Consider the following 18,093-nt stretch of genomic DNA (forward strand, 5'->3'; position numbering starts at 1 on the left):
TCCTCATGCTGCTTTAAGCAGTCGGGCATCTTCCAGTTTGAAGACGTTCACGGACTCAACCAGCGATCTGGCCTGATGTTCCAGAGACTGGGCCGCTGCTGCAGCCTGCTCGACCAAGGCGGCATTGCCTTGCGTGACCTGGTCCATCTGTCCCATGGCCTGGCTGATCTGGCTGATGCCGGCGGACTGATCCTGAGCGGCCTCGGTGAGGTCACCCATGATGTCGGCCACGCGGCGCACGCTGACCACGATCTCGTCCATGGTGCTGCCGGCCTGCTCGACCAGGCGGCAACCTTGCTGCACATTGCCCACCGATGTCTCGATCAGGGACTTGATCTCTTTGGCGGCCTCTGCCGAGCGGCCCGCCAGGCTGCGGACCTCGGAAGCCACCACGGCGAAGCCGCGCCCTTGTTCGCCGGCCCGTGCGGCCTCGACCGCGGCGTTGAGCGCCAGGATGTTGGTCTGGAAGGCAATGCCATCGATCAGTCCAATGATGTCGGCGATCTTGCTGGACGAGTCGTTGATGGCCTCCATGGTGTGCACCACCTGTGAGACGACCCCTCCGCCCTTGAGCGCCACATCGGCCGCCGACGAGGCAATCTGGTTGGCGTAGCGCCCGCTTTCCATGTTCTGCTGCACGGTGGCGGTGAGTTGCTCCAGCGAGGCGGCAATCTCCTGCAGCGAGCTGGCTTGCTCTTCTGTGCGTTGGGAGAGGTCCAGGTTGCCGCTGGCGATCTCGCTGGTGGCCGTGGAGATGGTGTCAGAGCCCTGGCGCACATGGCTGACGATCTGGGTGAGGCTGCCATTCATGTCCTGCAGGGCGCGCAGCAAGCGGGCCAGCTCATCGTGCCCCTGCACGTCGACCTGCGAGCTCAGGTCGCCTGCAGCCACGCGCTGTGCGAGGTCAACGGCCTGGTTCAAGGGCCGCGTGATGGAGCGCGAGATCATGCGGGCCGCCACGATGCCGGTCAGCACGCCCAAGACGGCCAGCGTGTACATCAGGGTCTGCGCCTTTTGGATGCGGGCCTGGGCCTCGGCATTGCCATCGGTGACGATCTGTTTTTGCAGTTCGCTCAGCGCGGCGATGGGGGCCTGCAAGTCATCAATGGCCGCCAGCGTTTCGGAGTTCATCACCGCGGTGGCCTGATCGCGCTGGCCATCGGCCACCAGCTTGCGGACCTTCGTGAACGAAGCCACGAAGTGCTGGCGCTTGCCTTTGATGTCTGCGAGCAGGGCGCGGCCCTTGGGCAGGTAGACCAGGTGGTCCAGGGTGGCCATGGCCTCGTCGATCAGGCGCTTGTTCTGGTCAATCGACTGGTTGATCTTGCTGATCTGGCCGGCATCGTTCGTGATGAGCAAGGCCATGGTCAGCCTCGCGTTGGTACGCGTGGTGGCATTGATCAAGTTGGCAGCTTCCGCTTTGCGCCAGTCCTGCTCGATGATGCGTTCGTTGATGCGGCTGATGCCGTTGAACTGATGTGCGGCAATCAAGGTTGCCAGGGCCAGCATGGCCAGCAGAAGGCCAAAACCAAGGGCAAGTCGCTGCCCGATGCTCAAAGAAACGCGTTTCACTTGTGTGCCTCGTTGGGTCATGTTCTGCGGGGCGAGCCCCTGATGCGCGCCGTGTCGGTGCGCCATGGCAGGCATGATCGGTGCGATGGCTGACCCCAATGAGGGTAGGGGCAGGGCGTACGTCACACTTGAGGCGAGGCCTGGCCTTGAACTTGATCTGCCTCAACTTGCCGTTCGCCCGCGCAACGGCATGGGCCGCTGCCGCCGCAGCCACCACCCGTTGAGGCGTGGTTCGCTTGTGCATGCAAGTCGTTCATCGATTGGGCCTGTGCTTTCACCTGCTGGAGCAGGGCCTCGGCCTGCGCCTTGTCGAAGTCGGCGTGGTAGGCCTTGTTCACCCCTTGCTGACCCAACTGCAGGTGCGCCGTGGCCTTGACCTGGTGCTGTGCCAGCGAGGCTTTCACGCAGCTCAGCGCACAGCCGTCAATCGCCAGGATCGGCCGGCCCTGCTGCACGGCGTCTTGCAGCTTGCGCACCAGGCTGGGCACACGGCCACCGACACCGGCAATGCAGGACATCTCGGCATCGCCCTCTCTGTCCAGCCTGACCGCCAGATGGTTGGCCAACTGGGCCGCGCTGGAGCAGCCGGAGCAGGCGTAGACCAGGGCGAGGTGCGCGGTGTCTCGGGGCATGTGGAACTCCTTCAGGGATGGCGTTGGCGCCAGGACCACGCGGCGCTGACCACGGTCAAGGCAAAGGCCGCGATGGCCACGGCATTGAGCGTGCTGCCCAGGGCCAGCCAGGTTGCATTGTTGTGGCCGGCCAGAAGACGCCAAAGGACAGAGGCATGCAGCAGCGCCAGAGGCAGGTAAAAACGTGCATCGAAGTGCAGCTTGATGCGAGCCACGGCAGGCAGGATGACCGGTGCGTGCCCCATCACCATGCTCACGATGAAGCCCAGGCCGAGTGCGTGCAGGGCCGCGTCGCGTGTGGCCAGCCCCATGCTCATCCCCACCCAGCACAAGCCGGATACGCCCAGCCAGACGTAGCCAAGCAGCAGGCAGGCTGCCATATAGCGGCTCAGCCCCTCCGCCTTGATCGTGTGGCGGGCGATGTCAAAGCTGATCAACCAGCCTGACAGTGCCACCAACCCAAGGCCCCACAACAGCAAGGCAGCCTGGTCCTGCCATTCGGCCAGGACGATGCCGGCCAGCAGCAGTGCCAGGCACACACCCAGCAAAGGGCGTGACCATGAGCGCACTCGCATCAGCCGGGTCATCTCCAGCCGTTCGGCCGCGATGGTCAGCACCAGAAAGCCCAGCCACGCCAGCAGCGTGCCGTTGGCCAGGCCATGGTGGGCGAAGCGCACATTGCCCAGCAGCCAGATCAGGGCCGACACCAGCAGCAAGCAGGTGTGGAGCGCTGTCTGGCGGCCGACGATGAACACATTGACCAGCACGAACACCACGCTGGCCAACACCATCATCAGCACGCCCAGTGACGCCAGCCCCGACATCAGGCAGACACCGCCCAGCGCCGACGCCAGTGGCGCCAGGAAGGCCCACGGCGCATGCAGCGCCACGGCGCGTTCAATGCCGATGACTGTGCCCAGAAAGCCACAGACCATCAAGGCGGCGTGCAGGCTGGCCGCTGGCAGCACCCAGTTTGCTGGCAGCCACCCGATGACGGGCACGCCGGCCCGCATCAAACCGCCGGCTATGCCGGTGAGCAGGCTGAAAGCCACCAGCGCGATCATGGCGGGGCGAGCCCAGGTCAACATGGAACTGCTGCGCATCGACCCCTCACCAGTGCATGATGCGTCGTGCGTTGGCGCTCATGCGCTCGGGCGTCCAGGGGGGCTCCCACACCAGCTCCACCTCGATGGCCGTCTCCATGGGCAGGATCTGCTCCAGCTCGGCTTGCACCTCGTCGATCAGCATGTCGGTCACGGGGCACGCGGCCGAGGTCATGGTCATGCGCACATGCACCTTCGCCTGGCTCACGTCCACGCCATAGATCAGCCCGACATCCACGATGGACAGGGACACCTCGGGGTCGACCACATGGCGCAGGGCCTTGGTGATGGACTCGCGCCAGATGTCCTCGCCGGTGAATGGGATGTTGCTGCTGTCAGTCATGAAGAAATCCGTTGTGCGCGCGGAGCAGTCATGTTAAAAAATAAAAAAGCCCTTTGGTCGAGTTAGTCAGGGCAGTTGCGGTGTGTCAAGTGGTTTTTCCTGGGCGTCATTCGACGGGTCTACTCCTTTCGGACTAGGGCGCCACAAGCCCGTATCGGTCGACTGGTGGACTTTGCGCTAACGCAAATCCACGGAGGCTGCGTGTTTCCAGAATTCCCGCCAATCGTTGATCAAGCAGGAGTCCATTACATGCATCCCACGAGTCTGGACATCCCCAGTTATCTGTCTGTCTTGCCTTTGTTCCACGAGATGCGCCCTGCGGAGTTGGGGCGCATTGCCGAGTCGGCCGTGCTCAGGCGTTGCGAGCGCGGCGACGAAATCTTCCGCGTCGGTGAGGTCTGCGACGGCTTTCATGTGGTGATGGGCGGGCAGGTCAAGCTGTATGCCTTGTCACCCAGCGGTCATGAAAAAGTCATAGAGATCATCAGCCCGGGCAACTCTTTTGCCGAAGCGCTGATGTTCACGGGCAAGCCCTACATCGTGAACGCCCAGTCCTTGTGCGACAGCCTGATCCTGACGGTCAAGAAGCAGGCCGTGATGGACGAGATCGCGCACGATACGCGGTTTGCCTTGCGCATGCTGGCCGGTATCTCCAGGCGCCTGCATGGCCTGGTGCAGGATGTCGAGTCGGCCGCCTTGCACTCGGGCATCCAGCGGGTGATTGGCTACCTGCTGCGCGACCAATGCCTGGAAGACGTGGTGCCCGGGCAGACCACGACCGTGTCCTTGCCCGTCAGCAAGGCGACGATCGCTTCGCTGCTGTCATTGACCCCCGAGTATTTCTCGCGCGTGTTGCGCGAGCTGGAAGACGGTGGCTTCATCACCATTGACCGCCGTGACATCCGCATCCTGGATGTGCAGGGCTTGTCGCGCTATCACCTGCAGTAAACAAAGGCAGCACATGAACACCCCAAGACGGCCGGATCTGGTTTGCCCGGCCGGCTCCCTGCGTGCATTGCAAATGGCGGTGGACGCCGGCGCCGATGCGGTCTACATGGGCCTGAAAGATGCCACCAATGCCCGCAACTTCGCGGGCTTGAACTTCGACCTGAACCAGGCCAGGCAAGGCGTGCGTTATGCCCGCGACCGAGGCCGGCAGGTGCTGATGGCGCTGAACACCTACGCGCAGGCCGACAACCCCCAAAGCTGGTTCGATGCGGTGGACATGGCTGCCGACATGGGCGTGCATGCCGTGATCCTGGCGGACCCGGCGGTGATGGCCTACAGCCAGCGGCGCCACCCCGCCTTGCGCCTGCACCTGTCCGTGCAGGCCTCGGCCACCAACTACGAAGCCATCGGCTTTTACCGCGAACGCTATGGCATCCAGAGGGCGGTGTTGCCGCGCGTGCTGACCATGTCGCAAGTGGCCCATGTCATTCGCCACACCGATGTCGAGATCGAGGTCTTCGGCTTTGGCAGCCTGTGCGTGATGGTGGAGGGGCGTTGTGCGCTGTCGTCCTACGCCACGGGGCAGGCACCCAATACGGCCGGTGTGTGCTCGCCGCCATCGGCCGTGAGGTGGGATGCGGAAGGTGACAAGGTCAATGCCCGGCTGGGCGGCATCCTGATCGACCAGTTCGCAGCCGATGAGCCGCGTGGCTACCCCACGCTGTGCAAGGGCCGCTTTGATGTCGATGGCGATGTGGACTACGCGCTGGAGGAGCCCACCAGCCTCAACACGCTGGCCATCCTGCCCGAGCTGGTGAAGGCGGGCGTGTCAGCCATCAAGATCGAAGGCCGCCAGCGCAGTGCGGCTTATGTCGAGCAGGTGACCCGCACCTGGCGGCAGGCCATTGACGCCTGCATGGCCCAGCCTGATCGTTTCAGCGTGCAACCCGCCTGGACCAGCGCCTTGGGGCGCCTGGCCGAAGGGCAGCAACACACCTTGGGCGCCTATTCCCGCCCCTGGCAATAAGGGGCTTGCCCCGATAAGGACAGCGATGTTCGATTTGAGCGTGGGGCCGGTGCAGTACTACTGGCCCAGGCAGACCCTGACCGATTTCTATGCAGATGTGGCGGACTCACCCGCCCGCACGGTGTGCCTGGGTGAGGTCGTGTGCTCACGCCGACATGAACTCAAGCCCGAAGACTGGCTGGACCTGGCGCGGGATCTCAAGCAGGCCGGCAAGGAGGTCGTCATCGGCACACAAGCCTTGCTGGAAACCGAGGCCGAGTTGCGCAGCCTGCGCCGCTGGGTGGAGCAAGGCGACTTCATGCTGGAGGCCAACGATGCTGCCGCCGTGCGCATGCTGGCCGGGCACACGCCCTGGGTCATCGGGCTGCATGTGAACATCTACAGCGCGCCCGCCCTGGCCGAGTACCTGTCCCTGGGCGCAACGCGCTGGGTGCCCCCGGTGGAGCTGTCGCTGCCCGCCGTGGGCCAGGTCAACGCGGGTGGGGCCTCGGTGCAGACGGAGGTGTTTGCATTCGGGCGCATGCCGCTGGCCTTGTCGGCGCGTTGCTTCACGGCGCGGCACCACCACCTGCAAAAGGACGCCTGCGCCTTCCGTTGCCTGGAGGACCCGGATGGCCTGACGCTGCGCACCCGCGAGGGGCAGTCCTTCCTGGCGCTCAATGGCATCCAGACGCAATCGGGCTCGGTGCATTGCCTCTTGGGGCACAAGCAGGCCTTGCTGGCCGCGGGTGTCGGGCGTTTGCGCCTGTCGCCCACATCGCAGGATTTTGGCGAGGTCTTGCGGCAGTTCGATGCCGTGATGAACCACGATGCATCGGCCGACGAGGCCATTGCCAGCCTGCAAGCCTTGCGCCTGCCTGGGCCTTTGTCGAATGGTTTTGCCCAGCCTCGGCGCGCGGGCATGGATTGGGTCACCTCATGAAGCACACCCCTTTGCCCGTTCCCGCCTGGCTGCGCAGCATGGTGAGCCAGTTGCCCGTGTGGCCCCCGTCCATGGTGGCGGCGCAGGCCCTCAACCGCTTGTGGTGGCCCATGGTCGATGGCGAAACACGCCAGGCCTTGTCTGGCCGTGTGGTGGTTCTGCAAGTGGATGACCTGGGCTTGAGCTTTCGCCTGATTGCGCAGCCGCAGGGGCTGGCGCCCGCGCCGGGTGGCCAACCTGCGACCTTGACGTTGCGGGCGAGTGCGCCGGTCTACTGGCGTTTGCTTCAAGGGCAGGACGACCCTGACACCTTGTTCTTCGACCGGCTCATGGTCATGGAAGGGGACACCGAGTTCGGCTTGCTGCTGAAGAACACGCTGGATGCCGTGGGGCCACCCCGCTGGCCGTTCGGGCGTACCACGACGGCTCCAGCCGGGGCAGCCCATGCCCGACGCTAAGCCGGCCTGGCACTTCTCGACCTTGCTGGCGGCACCGCATCGCCTGAGCTTTTTCACGGCGGCCTGCGTGATGGCGGCTGCGGCCTTGTGGTGGTGGGCAGAGATCATGGCCCGCGCGGGTGCATGGCCATCCCCGGCCACGGCGTTGCCCCCCACCTTCGTGCATGCCGTGGTGATGAGCCTGGGCTTCCTGCCCTTGTTTTTCTCGGGCTTTTTGTTCACGGCTGGCCCGAAGTGGCTGCAGATGCCCGATGTGCCGGCCCGGGCCATCTTGCCTGCGGTGGCGACCACAGGTGCGGGCTGGGTGCTGGTGCTGTGTGGGTCGCATTTGCACCATCTTCTGTCGGCCTTGGGCGCCTTGCTGGCCACTTGTGGCTGGGCCATGCTGGCCGGGCGCTTCATCGGGCTGCTGCGGCGCAGCCGGGCACGTGACAAGCTGCATGCCAGCCTGATTGCCGTGGCCAATGCCTTGGGCGTGCTGGCCATGTTGTTCGCCACCGCTGGGCTTGCCTTGCGCAACTACGGGCTCATCCACCTGGCCGCGCAGTTGGGCCTGTGGCTGTTCATCGTGCCGGTGTACGTGAGCGTGGCCCACCGCATGATCCCGTTTTTCACGGCCTCGGCCTTGCCCATCCTGGATGCCTGGCGTCCCAACTGGCTGTTGTGGACCTTGTTGAGCTTCGTGGGGCTGCAAGGGCTGTGGGTGGTGACCGATGCCTTGGGTTGGCAGGGCGTGATCCTGTCGAGCTTGCGGGCCTTCAGCTCCGTGGCTGGTGGGCTGCTGGTGTTGGGCCTGGCGGTGCGCTGGGGCCTGGTGCAAAGCCTGCGCATCCGCTTGCTGGCCATGTTGCACATCGGCTTCGTCTGGCTGGGCCTGACCCTGTGCCTGGACGCGGTCGCGCAGCTCATGGGTGACGGGCTGTGGAACCTCTTGCCCCTGCACGCCTTGACCATGGGTTTTCTGGGCAGCATCTTGCTGGCCATGGCCACGCGGGTCAGTTGTGGCCACAGCGGCCGCACGCTCACGGCAGACAATCTGGCCTGGGGCCTGTTCTGGGGCTTGCAGGTGGCCGTGGTCTTGCGCCTGTCGGCCATCGTGTGGCCCGCGCAATCCGGCTGGTTGCTGCTGGGGGGCGCCACGGCCTGGCTGGCCGTGATGGGCGGCTGGGCTTTGCGCTATGGGCGTTGGTATGGCCTGCCCAGGGTGGATGGCAGGCCAGGCTGATCCAGGTGGGAATCAGTTCAGGTTGACCGCATCGCCATCGCGGTTGAAGGGAATGAAGCTGCCCAGCTGGCCAGCCTTGATGGCTTCGACCATGCCTTGCAGATGGGGCTCGACGTCCTTGCTGCTGGGGGCCTTGGGGCCGATGCCCGCCGCGCCAGCCACAAACACGATCACCCATTGCGGGCTGAACTGGGCCGCTTCCTGAACCAGCGCGGCAAAGCTGCCGATCTCTTCAGGCGTCTTGTCGACACAGGTGGTGGGGGCCAGCTCGCCGCCGTGGCCAGCCGCAAAGGCCGCGCGTTGCTCGGGCGAGGCGTTGTCCGGCAGGGTGGCCTCGGCAAACACCAGCAGCAAGCGCTGGGCGTCGGGTTGCTGGCGGGCGGCCTGGAGCAAGTCGTCAAAGGTGGAGATCTGCATGGTTTGAAAGCCAGGTAAGAGGCGGCCAGTCTATCGAAGTTCGAGCGCCAATCCGGCGTCGCGCAGGCGTTGCATCAGCTGCGCGCTGGGTGGTGCCCATGTGGCGGTCAGATCGGCGTGCTGGGTGTGGGCGGGGCGGAATTGCTGGATCACCCAATGCTGGATGCCCAGGTGCGCGAGCGAGTCTGCCAGTGCCACGAGCTGGTCGTCACTGTGCAGATCGGGGTGGTAGGTGGTGCGGATCTCCAGGCCCAGGTTCTGGCGCTTGACGGCCTGCAGCGCCGATTGCAGGCTGCGCCACGCGGGCAGGCCGCTGCGCGGCATGTCGGTGACGGCCTCGTAGTCGGCGAAGTTGGCCTTGATGTCAAAGCCGACCCAGTCCAGCAGGGGCAGGACTTTTTCCAGCTTGTCCGGGTAGATGCCGGCCGTGTGCAGCCCGGCTTTGAAGCCCATGCTGCGCACGGTCTCGATGGCGTCCACCAGTTCGGGGTCCAGGGTGGGCTCGCCACCGCTGAACACCACCCCGTCGAGCAGGCCTTTGCGGCGAGCCAGTGTGCCCACCACGTGCTGCCAGCCCGCAGGCATGCCGCCTTCGCGGCCTTGCAGATCGACGTTGTGGCAATAGTGGCAGCGCCAGGGGCAGCCCTGCACAAACACCACGGCGGCCAGGTTGCCTGGCCAGTCCGAGGTGCTCAGGGGGGTGAAGCCACCAACCTTCAGCATGGCTTGCAAGTCTCCTTGAAGTAGATCCGTTCGGCGAACTCGCCCTTCTTGCCGGTGTTGAAGGACGATACCGGGCGGTGGTAGCCCATCACACGGGTCCAGATCTCGCAGCGTTGGCGTTCGCTGTCAGCGAGAACGGGGTGGCCGCTTTGGGGTTGGCGAATGGTCATCATGGCGGTTTGCTCCTGGTCGAGTGGGGAAAGTGGTCAGTAAAGTGCTCAGTGACGTGTTCAGTGATGCGGGCAACAGGCATCTGCTGGCTGCGGCTCGGTGCGCTTGCGGGCGAGGGCTTCCTCGTCGCACTTGGGGCAGAACTCATGTTCGCCCGACAGGTAGCCGTGTACAGGGCAGATCGAGAACGTCGGGGTGATCGTGATGTAGGGCAGCCTGAAGCGCGTCAGGGCACGTTTGACCAGTTCCTTGCAGGCGTGAGCCGATGACACGCGCTCACCCAGGTACAGATGCAAAACAGTACCACCCGTGTACTTGGCCTGCAAGGGCTCCTGGCGCTCCAGTGCTTCAAATGGGTCGTCGCAGAAGCCCACGGGCAACTGGGACGAGTTGGTGTAATAAGGCATGTCCTTGGGGCCGGCCTGCAGGATGTCGCCAAAGCGCTTGAGGTCTTCCTTGGCGAAGCGGTAGGTGGTGCCTTCCGCCGGGGTGGCCTCCAGGTTATAGAGGTGGCCGGTCTCTTCCTGGATGTCCGTGATGCGGGCGCGGATGTGGTCCAGAAAGCGCAGGGCAAAGGCCTCACCCCAGGGTGTGGTGATGTCTTCCAGGTCACCCGTGAAGTTGCGGATCATCTCGTTGATGCCGTTCACACCCAGCGTGGAGAAGTGGTTGCGCAGGGTGCCCAGGTAGCGCTTGGTGTAGGGGAACAGACCGTTGTCCATGTGCTGCTGGATGACCTTGCGCTTGATCTCCAGGCTGTTCTTGCCCAGCTCGATGAGCTCGTCGGTGCGGGCCAGCAAGGCGGCTTCGTCGTCCCTGTACAGGTAGCCCAGGCGCGCGCAGTTGATGGTCACCACGCCCAGCGAGCCGGTTTGCTCGGCCGAGCCGAACAGGCCGTTGCCGCGTTTGAGCAGCTCACGCAGGTCCAGCTGCAGGCGGCAGCACATGGATCGGATCATGTTGGGCTGCAGGTCCGAGTTCAGGAAGTTCTGGAAGTAGGGCAAGCCGTACTTGGCCGTCATCTCGAACAGGCGCTCGGTATTGGGGTGATCCCAGTCGAAGTCCTTGGTGATGTTGTAGGTGGGGATGGGGAAGGTGAAGGCGCGGCCTTTGGCGTCGCCGCGCATCATCACGTCGATGTAGGCTTGGTTGATCAGGTCCATCTCCACTTGCAGGTCACCGTAGGCGAAGGGCATTTCCTGGCCGGCGACGACGGGCACCTGTTCTTTGAGGTCCTCAGGGCAGGTCCAGTCGAAGGTCAGGTTGGTGAAGGGCGTTTGCGTGCCCCAGCGCGAGGGCACGTTGAGGTTGTAGACCAGCTCCTGGATGCACTGGCGCACCTGCTCGTAGCTGAGGCTGTCCTTGCGCACGTAGGGCGCCAGGTAGGTGTCGAACGAGCTGAAGGCCTGGGCGCCGGCCCATTCGTTCTGCAAGGTGCCCAGGAAGTTGACGATCTGGCCAACCGCGCTGGACAGGTGCTTGGGCGGGCCGGCTTCGACCTTGCCGGGCACCCCGTTGAGGCCCTCGTGCAGCAGGGTGCGCAACGACCAGCCGGCGCAGTAGCCCGAGAGCATGTCCAGATCGTGGATGTGGATGTCGGCCTCGCGGTGGGCATGGCCGATCTCGGCGGGGTAGACGTGGGCCAGCCAGTAGTTGGCGATCACCTTGCCCGAGACATTGAGGATGAGGCCGCCCAGCGAATAGCCCTGGTTGGCATTGGCGTTGACGCGCCAGTCTTGCTGCGAGAGGTACTCGTTGACCGAGCGCTCGACGTCCACAGCGCAGGCCTTGTCGCGGCGCAGGGTGCTGCGTTGTTCGCGGTAGACGATGTAGGCGCGGGCGGTGTGGAAGTGGCCCGCCTCGATCAGGGTGCGTTCGACCTGGTCCTGGATCTGCTCGACGGTGGGCACGCGGCGTTGCAGGGCCTGGCGGACCATGCGGGCCAGCTCGACCGCGCGCGTGGCGTCGAATTCGCCGGTGGCCTGGCCGGCGCTTTCAATGGCGCGGGCGATCTTGTCGAGGTGGAAGCTGGCCGTGGCGCCATTGCGTTTGATCACGGCGACCGCGCAGGTCTCCGTCGAAGAGATGGGGGTGTCTGACATGCGGGCTCCTACTAGATGTAGTGTTTGATTTGTCTTCAAAACGCTACGGGTAGTGTTCCGATCTTGAATGGCCTGACGGTTGACCCTGGTCAATCCGCCCGCAGGATTTCGCGCGCCTTAAACATTCATTTAGAATGAATGTTATTGAAATTGAACCACCTCAAGGATTTGCATGTTGACCCAGACCCATCGCGAACTTGTCAAAGGCACGGCGGCCCTGCTCAAAGAGCAAGGCGTGGCATTGACGCGTCATTTCTATGCCCGCATGTTCGAGCACAACCCCGAGCTCAAGGCCATCTTCAACCAAGGCCACCAGCATGAGGGCAGCCAGCAGCAGGCCCTGGCCATGGCCGTGGCCGCCTACGCACAGCACATTGACAACCCCGGCGTGCTGATGCCCGTGCTGGAGTTGATCGCCAACAAGCATGTGAGCCTGGGCATCCGTGCGGAGCACTACGCCATCGTGGGGCGCCACTTGCTGGCATCCATCCGCGAGGTGCTGGGTGCGCTGGCGACGGACGATTTGATCGAAGCCTGGGGCGCGGCTTATGGCCAGTTGGCCGATGTGCTGATCGGCATCGAAGCCAAGCTGTATGCGCAGGCCGCGCAGGTGCAGGGCGGCTGGAGCGGCTGGCGCAATTTCCGTGTCGAGCGCAAACAGGTCGAGAGCGAGGAGATCACATCCTTCTACCTGGTGCCTGCCGATGGCGGCGAGGTGCCGGGCTATCGGCCTGGGCAGTATGTGTCGGTGAAGTTGTTCGTGCCGGCGCTGGGCTACAGCCAGCCACGCCAGTACAGCTTGTCTGCGGCGCCGGGCGGGCAGGCCTTGCGTATCTCGGTCAAACGCGAAAGCGGGGACGAGGCCGCTGCGCGCCCACAAGGCATGGTGTCCAACCTGCTGCATGCGAGCGTGAAGGAGGGCGACGTGATCGAGGTGGCGCCGCCAATGGGTGACTTCGTGCTGCACCAGGACCGCGAGAGCTCGGTCGTGCTGATCAGTGCCGGCGTGGGCCTCACGCCCATGGTGTCGATGCTGGAGGAACTGGTCAAAAGCGCACCCAAGCGCGAAGTGCGCTTCATCCACGCTTGCCGACATGGTGGTGTGCACGCCTTCCGCGAGCATGTGGCCAAGGTGGCGGCGTCCAACCCGCGGGTCAAGACCAGGGTGCATTACGAGTTCCCGCGTGAAGAGGACCAGGCCCATCCACACGAGGTGGGCCGCATCGAGCTGTCACGCCTGCAGGACGTGTTGCCCAGCGGCGAGGCGGACTTTTATGTGTGTGGCCCCAAGCCCTTCATGCAGGCGCAGATGGCCGCCCTGAAGGCTTTGAAGGTGCCCGCTGAGCGCATCCACGCCGAGGTGTTTGGCACAGGCGGCGTTTGACGGGGGCGGGATGTGATGGAGAAGGGCACCTCAGTGCGAGGTGCCTTCCGAGCGGGTGATCTTGTTGAACACGTTGTACTTGCCCACGGGCTTGCTCATGGGCAGGCGCTTGACCTCTTTCAAGGTTGCGGCGTCGTACACGATCAGCGCGCCGTTCATTTCCCACAGGCTGGCCAGGGCATAGCGGCCATCGCGTGTGAACTCGATGTGCGCCAGGGTCTGGCCTTCGGGGGCCTTGACCTGGGCCACGGGCTCCAGCGTGGTCTTGTCGATCACGGTGAGGATGTGTTTGGCCGATGGTGACATCATCGAGTCCGTCCACAGGTAGCGAGATTGCTCGTGGCTGCGCATAAAGAAGCCCGGGCCCGGTGTGGGGATCTGCTTGATGACCTGCCAGGTCTTCATGTCGATGACGCTGATCAGGCCTTGTTGCAGATTGGGTGTGGCCAGCATGGTTTGGCCCTTGTACTGGAAGCTGATGCCCGAGCCCAGGTGAGGCATGCCGGGCAGGGGCAAGGTGGCCACGCGCTGGCGGGCATCCAGGTTGATGACCTGGGCACTGGGTGGCTCGTCTGCGGGGCTGGAGGCGGCTGACGCGCCTGAGGCAGGGCCCGAAGCGCTGCTGGCCGCCGCAGTGGGCTTGATCGCAGCCGGGCGGCCCGCGCCGATCACGTGCTTGTAAGGCGGATCAAAGAAGAAGTCGTCCAGCGGCTGGCTCAAGGGTGTGCGGCGCACGCCCAGGTGGCCATTCTTGGCGATGGCCTCGCCCATGCGGAAGTCGTGCACATAGCCATCGTGGATGGGCTCGGCCTTGGGGTTGTACGAGATCTCCCACAACTCGGGCAGGTCCTTGAGCGCGACGATGAAGCTCTGGCGGGGTGCGGCGTCGTACACGGCGGACACGCGCGAGGTCTGCTTGCCGTCCAGGCTGGTGGCGGGGTAGATGCGCACGAGCTGGAGTTCGGCATCTAACAGCACGACGTTGCCGGGCAGGTAGTTGCCGGCCAGCACCCAGCGGCCGTCGCCAGAGACGGCCACATTGCGCATGTTCAGGCCGGCACGCACCTCGGCCACCACCTGCAGGGTGTAGAGGTCGTACTTGGTGATCCAGCCATCACGCGAGCCAAAGTACACGAAGCGGCCGTCGGGTGAGAACTTGGGGCCGCCGTGCAAGGCATAGCGGCTGGCAAAGCGGTGGATGACTTCGAGCTTGTCGCCATCCACGATGGAGACGTGGTGGTCGCCACCTTCTACCACCACGAAGAGGTTGAGCGGGTCGGCCTGCCAGATTGGTTTGGCTTGGGGCTTGGCCTGGGCTTTCAGTGCGGGTGTGGTCTCGGTGCGCGAGGCGCGGATGTCTTCGTCGCGCCAGGTGGGCGCAGGCTGAACCGGGGTGTAGATCCAGCCGGCCAGCTGGGCGATCTGCTCTTCGCTCAAGGTGCTGCCAAAAGCCGGCATCTGGGTGGCAGGGCGGCCCTGGCCGATGACCTTGATGGTCTCGGCCTTGCGCAGGCGCGCCAGGCTTTCTGGCAGGAGGGCGGGGCCCATGCCGCCGGTGCGTTGCTCGCCATGGCAGCTAGCGCAATGCTGCTTGAACAGGTGGGGAGCGGGTGCAGGAGCGGGGGCTGGTGTGGGCTCGGCGGCCCGGCTCATGTCCCAGCCCATCAGGAGCATGGCGGCGGCCAGCAGCACGCGCCAGATGACGTCGGTGTTCATGCGCGAGCGGCTTTCAGGTTTCGGACGTGATGGGGATGGGCACGCGGCGGCCTTTGGGATCTCTTGCGCCTTTAGGGCTGCTGAACGGCGTCACGGCCACGCGGGTGACCGTCGCGTTGGCTTGCAGGCCGATCTCCTGGTCATCAAGGTAGCAGCCCGGGTCTTCAGCCCAGGGGTTGCCGGTGACCTGCTCGGCGCGCACACGGGTGTTGCCACCGCACAGGTCCAGGTGGACGCAGCTGGCACAGCGGCCTTGAACCGGGCGAGGCTGGGTTTTCAGGCCGGCCATCAAGGGCTCGCTGGCATCGGACCAGATTTCGGAGAAGGGGCGCTGGCGCACATTGCCCAGGCTGTGGTGCCACCACATGGTGTCTGGGTGCACGTCGCCCAGGTTGTCGATGTTGGCAATGTGCAGGCCCGAGGCATTGCCACCCCAGGCGCGCAGGCGCTCGCGCAGGGCCGGTGCCCACTGGGGCATGTGCTGGCGCAGCCAGGCCAGCATATAGGGCGCATCGGCATCGTTGTTGCCGGTCACGTATTCCTCGTCGCGGCCCTCCAGGGCGGCCTTCCAGGCGGTGGCGAACAGCAGGTCCAGCGCGTCGCGGGTGGCGCTGAAGTGGGCGTCCTTGGCGCGGTGGATGTTGCCGCGCCCGGCGTAGTTCAGGTGCGAGAAGTAGAACTTGGCAATGCCTTCGTCGCGCATGAGTTGCAGCAGCGCGGGCAGGTCATGGGCGTTCATGGCCGTCATCGTGAAGCGCAGGCCGAGCTTGACGTCGCGGGCCTTGAGCAGGCGCAAGGCGTTCAGCGAGGCGTCAAAGGCGCCCTCCAGCCGGCGGAATTTGTCGTGCGTCTCGCGCAGGCCGTCCAGGCTGATGCCCACGTACTCGAAGCCGGCCTGGGCAATGCGCTGGGCCATGGGCTCGTCGATCAGCGTGCCGTTGGTGGACAGGGCGACATAAAAGCCCTTCTCACGTGCGCGCGCGGCGATCTCGAACAGGTCGGGCCTGAGCAAGGGCTCCCCACCGGACAGGATCAGCACGGGCACGCGGTAGCCGCGCAGGTCGTCCATGACCGAGAAAACCTCGTCGGTGCTCAACTCACCGGGGTAGTCGTGGTCGGCAGACAGGGCATAGCAGTGCTTGCAGGTGAGGTTGCAGCGGCGGGTCAGGTTCCAGATGACGACGGGCCCGGGGGGCGTGTGGCCGTGGCGCGCCAACGGGTAGCTGCCTTGTTGTTCAGCCTGAACCACTTCACGCAGGTATTGGGAGATGCGAAACATGAGGGGCTCCTGGTAGGGGCTCAGGCGGCTTGCAGACGCAGGCCGGTCTTTTTCAGGATGGCCGTGCTGTAGAGAATGTCGAAACCCTTGCAGGCATCGGCCAGCAGGCAATGGATGCGACCGGCTTCGCGCTCGACTTCCGCGCGGCTGTGGCCATGCACCATGGCAAACAGGTTGTAGGGCCACTCGGGCAGGGCGCGGGGGCGGCGGTAGCAGTGCGACACGGTGGGCAGGGCGCCGATCTTGGCACCGAGCTCGTCCACCAGAGCGTCGTCCACATCCCACACGGTCATGCCGTTGGCGGTGTAACCCAGCTTGTAGTGGTTGGGCACGGCCCCGATGCGGCGAATCAGGCCTTCATCGAGCATGCCGGCCAGGCGCTCGCGCACGATGGCCTCGGGTACGCCCAATTGCGCCGCGACCTGGGCATAGGGGCGGGGCACGAGCGGCAGGCCACCTTGCGTGGCCGTGATGAGGCGGCGGTCAAAATCAGTGAGTGACATGGGGCACCCCTTGGCTGGTCTGGCCCGCGCGTTCGCGCTTGGCCAAGGCGGCCTGGGCGCTCAGGCGCAGTTCCACGAAGAACTCGCGCTCTTTGGGGAAGGCGAACACACGCAGGCCGGTTTGGGCTTCGATTTGTTGGCAGGTCTGCCTGACCTGATCGGGTGTTTCGCCGGCGATCACGAACCACATATTGAGCTGGTGCGTGCGCCGGTAGTTGTGGGCCACGGCGGGCAGGGCGTTGACCTGCTCGGCTACGCGGTCGAAGTCGGCTTCGGGCACGGCCATGGCGGCCAGCAGGAACTGGCCACCCGCGCGCTCGATCTGGAACAGCGGCCCAAAGCGGGTGAGCAAGCCGGTGTCGAGCAGGCGCTGCAGGCGATGCAGCACTTCGTCCTCCGTCAAGCCCAGGTCGGTGCCAACGTCGGCATACGGGCGCTCGGTCAGAGGCAGGCCGCCATGCAGCCGGTCGATCAACTGGGCATCGACATGGTCCAGCCATGCGCTGGGCAGGCCGTCGAGTCGGGATGGGTCAAGCGGCTTGTTCATGGGCGGCCTCGCTGGGTGCCGTGTTGGCAAGGGCTCGGAAGTAGCGGCCACCGGTCTGTTTGAAACGGGTGCCGCTGAACAAGGTCTTGCATGGGTACTCGCCCAACCCTGCCTGGCTGATCGCGTGTGCGATGAGGTCGTTCACGGCGGCGCGATCTTGCCCGTGCACCATGAAGTAGAGGTTGTAGGACCAGTCGCGGTGGCGTTCGCGCCGGTAGCACAGGGTGACGCCGGGTTGCGCGGCCAGCCGGGCACCTGCGGCATCGACCAGCTCGTTGGGTACGTCCAGCACGGTCATGGCATTGGCGCTGATGCCCAGATCGTGGTGGCGCACGACCACGCCAAAGCGGCGCAGCGTGCCTTGCGCCAGCCAGCGGGTCAGGGTCTGGCGGATGCGTTCGGTGGAACAGCCCAGGGCCTCGGCCCAGGCATCGTAGGGCCGCGACATGATGGGCAGGCCTTCTTCCACCAGCGCAGCCAGGCGCTCGTCCGCCACGGCCACGGGGGTGCCGCGCTGGCGCTGTGCAGGATGGGCTTCGCCAGGGTGGGGTGACTGCCGAGTCTGGCGCAGGTCGAAGCCCAGGTCGATGCGGTAGGGCCGCACCATGGGCAGGCGCAGTGCCTTGAGCCCGGTGGTGTCTTCCAGGTGGTTGACCTGGGCGTGCACGGTGTCGCGGTCGCGGCCGGTGATGACGAACCACAGGTTGTAGTCGTGCTCGCGCTCGTAGTTGTGGTTGACGCCCTCAATGGCGTTGACCCGCTCGGCCACACGGGCGAGCTGGGCCTCGGGCACCGAGAGGGCGCACAACATGGCCGCGCCACCGACACCGGCGCCCCAGATGCCGCCAATGCGGCTGACGCTGCCTTCCTTGAGCAGGCGGCGGTAGGTGGCCAGGACTGTGGTTTCGTCGCTGCCGCAGCGCAGGGCCACGCCGGCAAACGGGGTCTCGGACAGGGGGAAGTCGCGCTGCCAGTCGTTGAGCAGCAACTGATCCAGAGCGGGACGGTCGGACAGGTTCAT

General features: G+C 65.0%; 19 protein-coding genes. 6 read left to right on the plus strand and 13 right to left on the minus strand.

Annotated elements, in window-relative coordinates:
- Positions 1-3: 3 nt before the first annotated feature.
- The 4 genes from HY836_RS00070 to HY836_RS00085 all read right to left on the minus strand — a co-directional run bounded on the left by HY836_RS00070 (position 4) and on the right by HY836_RS00085 (position 3,650).
- Positions 4-1,572, minus strand: coding sequence for a methyl-accepting chemotaxis protein (locus HY836_RS00070; protein WP_290672095.1), 1,569 nt, complete (start codon positions 1,570-1,572; stop codon positions 4-6).
- Positions 1,573-1,694: 122 nt separating this feature from the next.
- A complete protein-coding gene (locus HY836_RS00075; RefSeq protein ID WP_290672097.1) occupies positions 1,695-2,204 on the minus strand; it encodes a putative zinc-binding protein in 510 nt (169 codons plus the stop codon).
- A gap of 11 nt (positions 2,205-2,215) precedes the next feature.
- On the minus strand, positions 2,216-3,307 hold the full coding sequence (locus tag HY836_RS00080) for a hypothetical protein (protein ID WP_290672100.1): 1,092 nt from the start codon (positions 3,305-3,307) through the stop codon (positions 2,216-2,218).
- A 7-nt stretch (positions 3,308-3,314) separates the two neighbouring features.
- A complete protein-coding gene (locus HY836_RS00085; protein ID WP_290672102.1) occupies positions 3,315-3,650 on the minus strand; it encodes a metal-sulfur cluster assembly factor in 336 nt (111 codons plus the stop codon).
- Between the two features lie 249 nt (positions 3,651-3,899).
- Here HY836_RS00085 and HY836_RS00090 point away from each other — a divergent pair, with 249 nt between their 5' ends.
- Genes HY836_RS00090 through HY836_RS00110 form a run of 5 tightly spaced genes read left to right on the plus strand, consistent with a single transcriptional unit; the run spans position 3,900 to position 8,230 of the window.
- A complete protein-coding gene (locus HY836_RS00090) occupies positions 3,900-4,598 on the plus strand; it encodes a Crp/Fnr family transcriptional regulator (protein ID WP_290672104.1) in 699 nt (232 codons plus the stop codon).
- 13 nt (positions 4,599-4,611) lie between these two features.
- On the plus strand, positions 4,612-5,625 hold the full coding sequence (locus tag HY836_RS00095; RefSeq protein WP_290672106.1) for a peptidase U32 family protein: 1,014 nt from the start codon (positions 4,612-4,614) through the stop codon (positions 5,623-5,625).
- Between the two features lie 25 nt (positions 5,626-5,650).
- The gene (locus HY836_RS00100; protein ID WP_290672108.1) at positions 5,651-6,547 is read left to right on the plus strand and encodes a U32 family peptidase; all 897 of its coding nucleotides are present in this window, start codon (positions 5,651-5,653) and stop codon (positions 6,545-6,547) included.
- Positions 6,544-7,005, plus strand: a complete 462-nt coding sequence (locus tag HY836_RS00105) for an SCP2 sterol-binding domain-containing protein (RefSeq protein WP_290672110.1) — start codon at positions 6,544-6,546, stop codon at positions 7,003-7,005. Before HY836_RS00100 ends, HY836_RS00105 begins: the two co-directional genes overlap by 4 nt.
- Positions 6,992-8,230 carry an NnrS family protein gene (locus HY836_RS00110; RefSeq protein ID WP_290672112.1) on the plus strand — a complete coding sequence of 413 codons (1,239 nt, stop codon included), beginning with the start codon at positions 6,992-6,994 and terminating at the stop codon, positions 8,228-8,230. The genes HY836_RS00105 and HY836_RS00110 overlap by 14 nt, the downstream gene beginning before the upstream one ends.
- 12 nt (positions 8,231-8,242) lie before the next feature.
- On the opposite strand, the gene HY836_RS00115 is transcribed toward HY836_RS00110, so the two are convergent.
- From HY836_RS00115 to HY836_RS00130, 4 genes are read right to left on the minus strand one after another with little or no spacing between them, the layout of a single operon-like run.
- A complete protein-coding gene (locus HY836_RS00115; protein ID WP_290672114.1) occupies positions 8,243-8,647 on the minus strand; it encodes a ribonucleotide reductase subunit alpha in 405 nt (134 codons plus the stop codon).
- Positions 8,648-8,677: 30 nt separating this feature from the next.
- A complete protein-coding gene (locus tag HY836_RS00120; protein WP_290672116.1) occupies positions 8,678-9,370 on the minus strand; it encodes an anaerobic ribonucleoside-triphosphate reductase activating protein in 693 nt (230 codons plus the stop codon).
- Positions 9,364-9,543: an anaerobic ribonucleoside-triphosphate reductase gene (gene nrdD / locus HY836_RS00125; protein ID WP_290672118.1), complete on the minus strand. Its 180-nt coding sequence runs from the start codon at positions 9,541-9,543 to the stop codon at positions 9,364-9,366. Before nrdD ends, HY836_RS00120 begins: the two co-directional genes overlap by 7 nt.
- A 57-nt stretch (positions 9,544-9,600) precedes the next feature.
- Entirely contained in the window at positions 9,601-11,643 is a 2,043-nt protein-coding gene (locus tag HY836_RS00130) for a ribonucleoside triphosphate reductase (RefSeq protein WP_290672120.1), read from the minus strand.
- Between the two features lie 172 nt (positions 11,644-11,815).
- On the opposite strand from HY836_RS00130, the gene hmpA reads away from it, so the two are divergent.
- Positions 11,816-13,027 (plus strand): NO-inducible flavohemoprotein, encoded by a 1,212-nt coding sequence (hmpA, locus tag HY836_RS00135; protein ID WP_290672122.1) that lies wholly within the window; start codon positions 11,816-11,818, stop codon positions 13,025-13,027.
- 30 nt (positions 13,028-13,057) lie between these two features.
- On the opposite strand, the gene HY836_RS00140 is transcribed toward hmpA, so the two are convergent.
- From HY836_RS00140 to HY836_RS00160, 5 genes are all read right to left on the minus strand, one after another.
- A complete protein-coding gene (locus HY836_RS00140) occupies positions 13,058-14,680 on the minus strand; it encodes a nitrite reductase (RefSeq protein ID WP_290672831.1) in 1,623 nt (540 codons plus the stop codon).
- 76 nt (positions 14,681-14,756) lie between these two features.
- On the minus strand, positions 14,757-16,022 hold the full coding sequence (nirJ, locus tag HY836_RS00145; RefSeq protein WP_290672124.1) for a heme d1 biosynthesis radical SAM protein NirJ: 1,266 nt from the start codon (positions 16,020-16,022) through the stop codon (positions 14,757-14,759).
- Between the two features lie 20 nt (positions 16,023-16,042).
- The gene (locus HY836_RS00150; RefSeq protein WP_290672126.1) at positions 16,043-16,525 is read right to left on the minus strand and encodes an Lrp/AsnC family transcriptional regulator; all 483 of its coding nucleotides are present in this window, start codon (positions 16,523-16,525) and stop codon (positions 16,043-16,045) included.
- Positions 16,512-17,072 carry an Lrp/AsnC family transcriptional regulator gene (locus tag HY836_RS00155; protein WP_290672128.1) on the minus strand — a complete coding sequence of 187 codons (561 nt, stop codon included), beginning with the start codon at positions 17,070-17,072 and terminating at the stop codon, positions 16,512-16,514. Before HY836_RS00155 ends, HY836_RS00150 begins: the two co-directional genes overlap by 14 nt.
- Entirely contained in the window at positions 17,056-18,093 is a 1,038-nt protein-coding gene (locus tag HY836_RS00160) for an Lrp/AsnC family transcriptional regulator (protein WP_290672130.1), read from the minus strand. The genes HY836_RS00155 and HY836_RS00160 overlap by 17 nt, the downstream gene beginning before the upstream one ends.

This window comes from Aquabacterium sp., from assembly GCF_016234775.1.
Taxonomy (GTDB): Bacteria; Pseudomonadota; Gammaproteobacteria; order Burkholderiales; family Burkholderiaceae_C; genus Aquabacterium.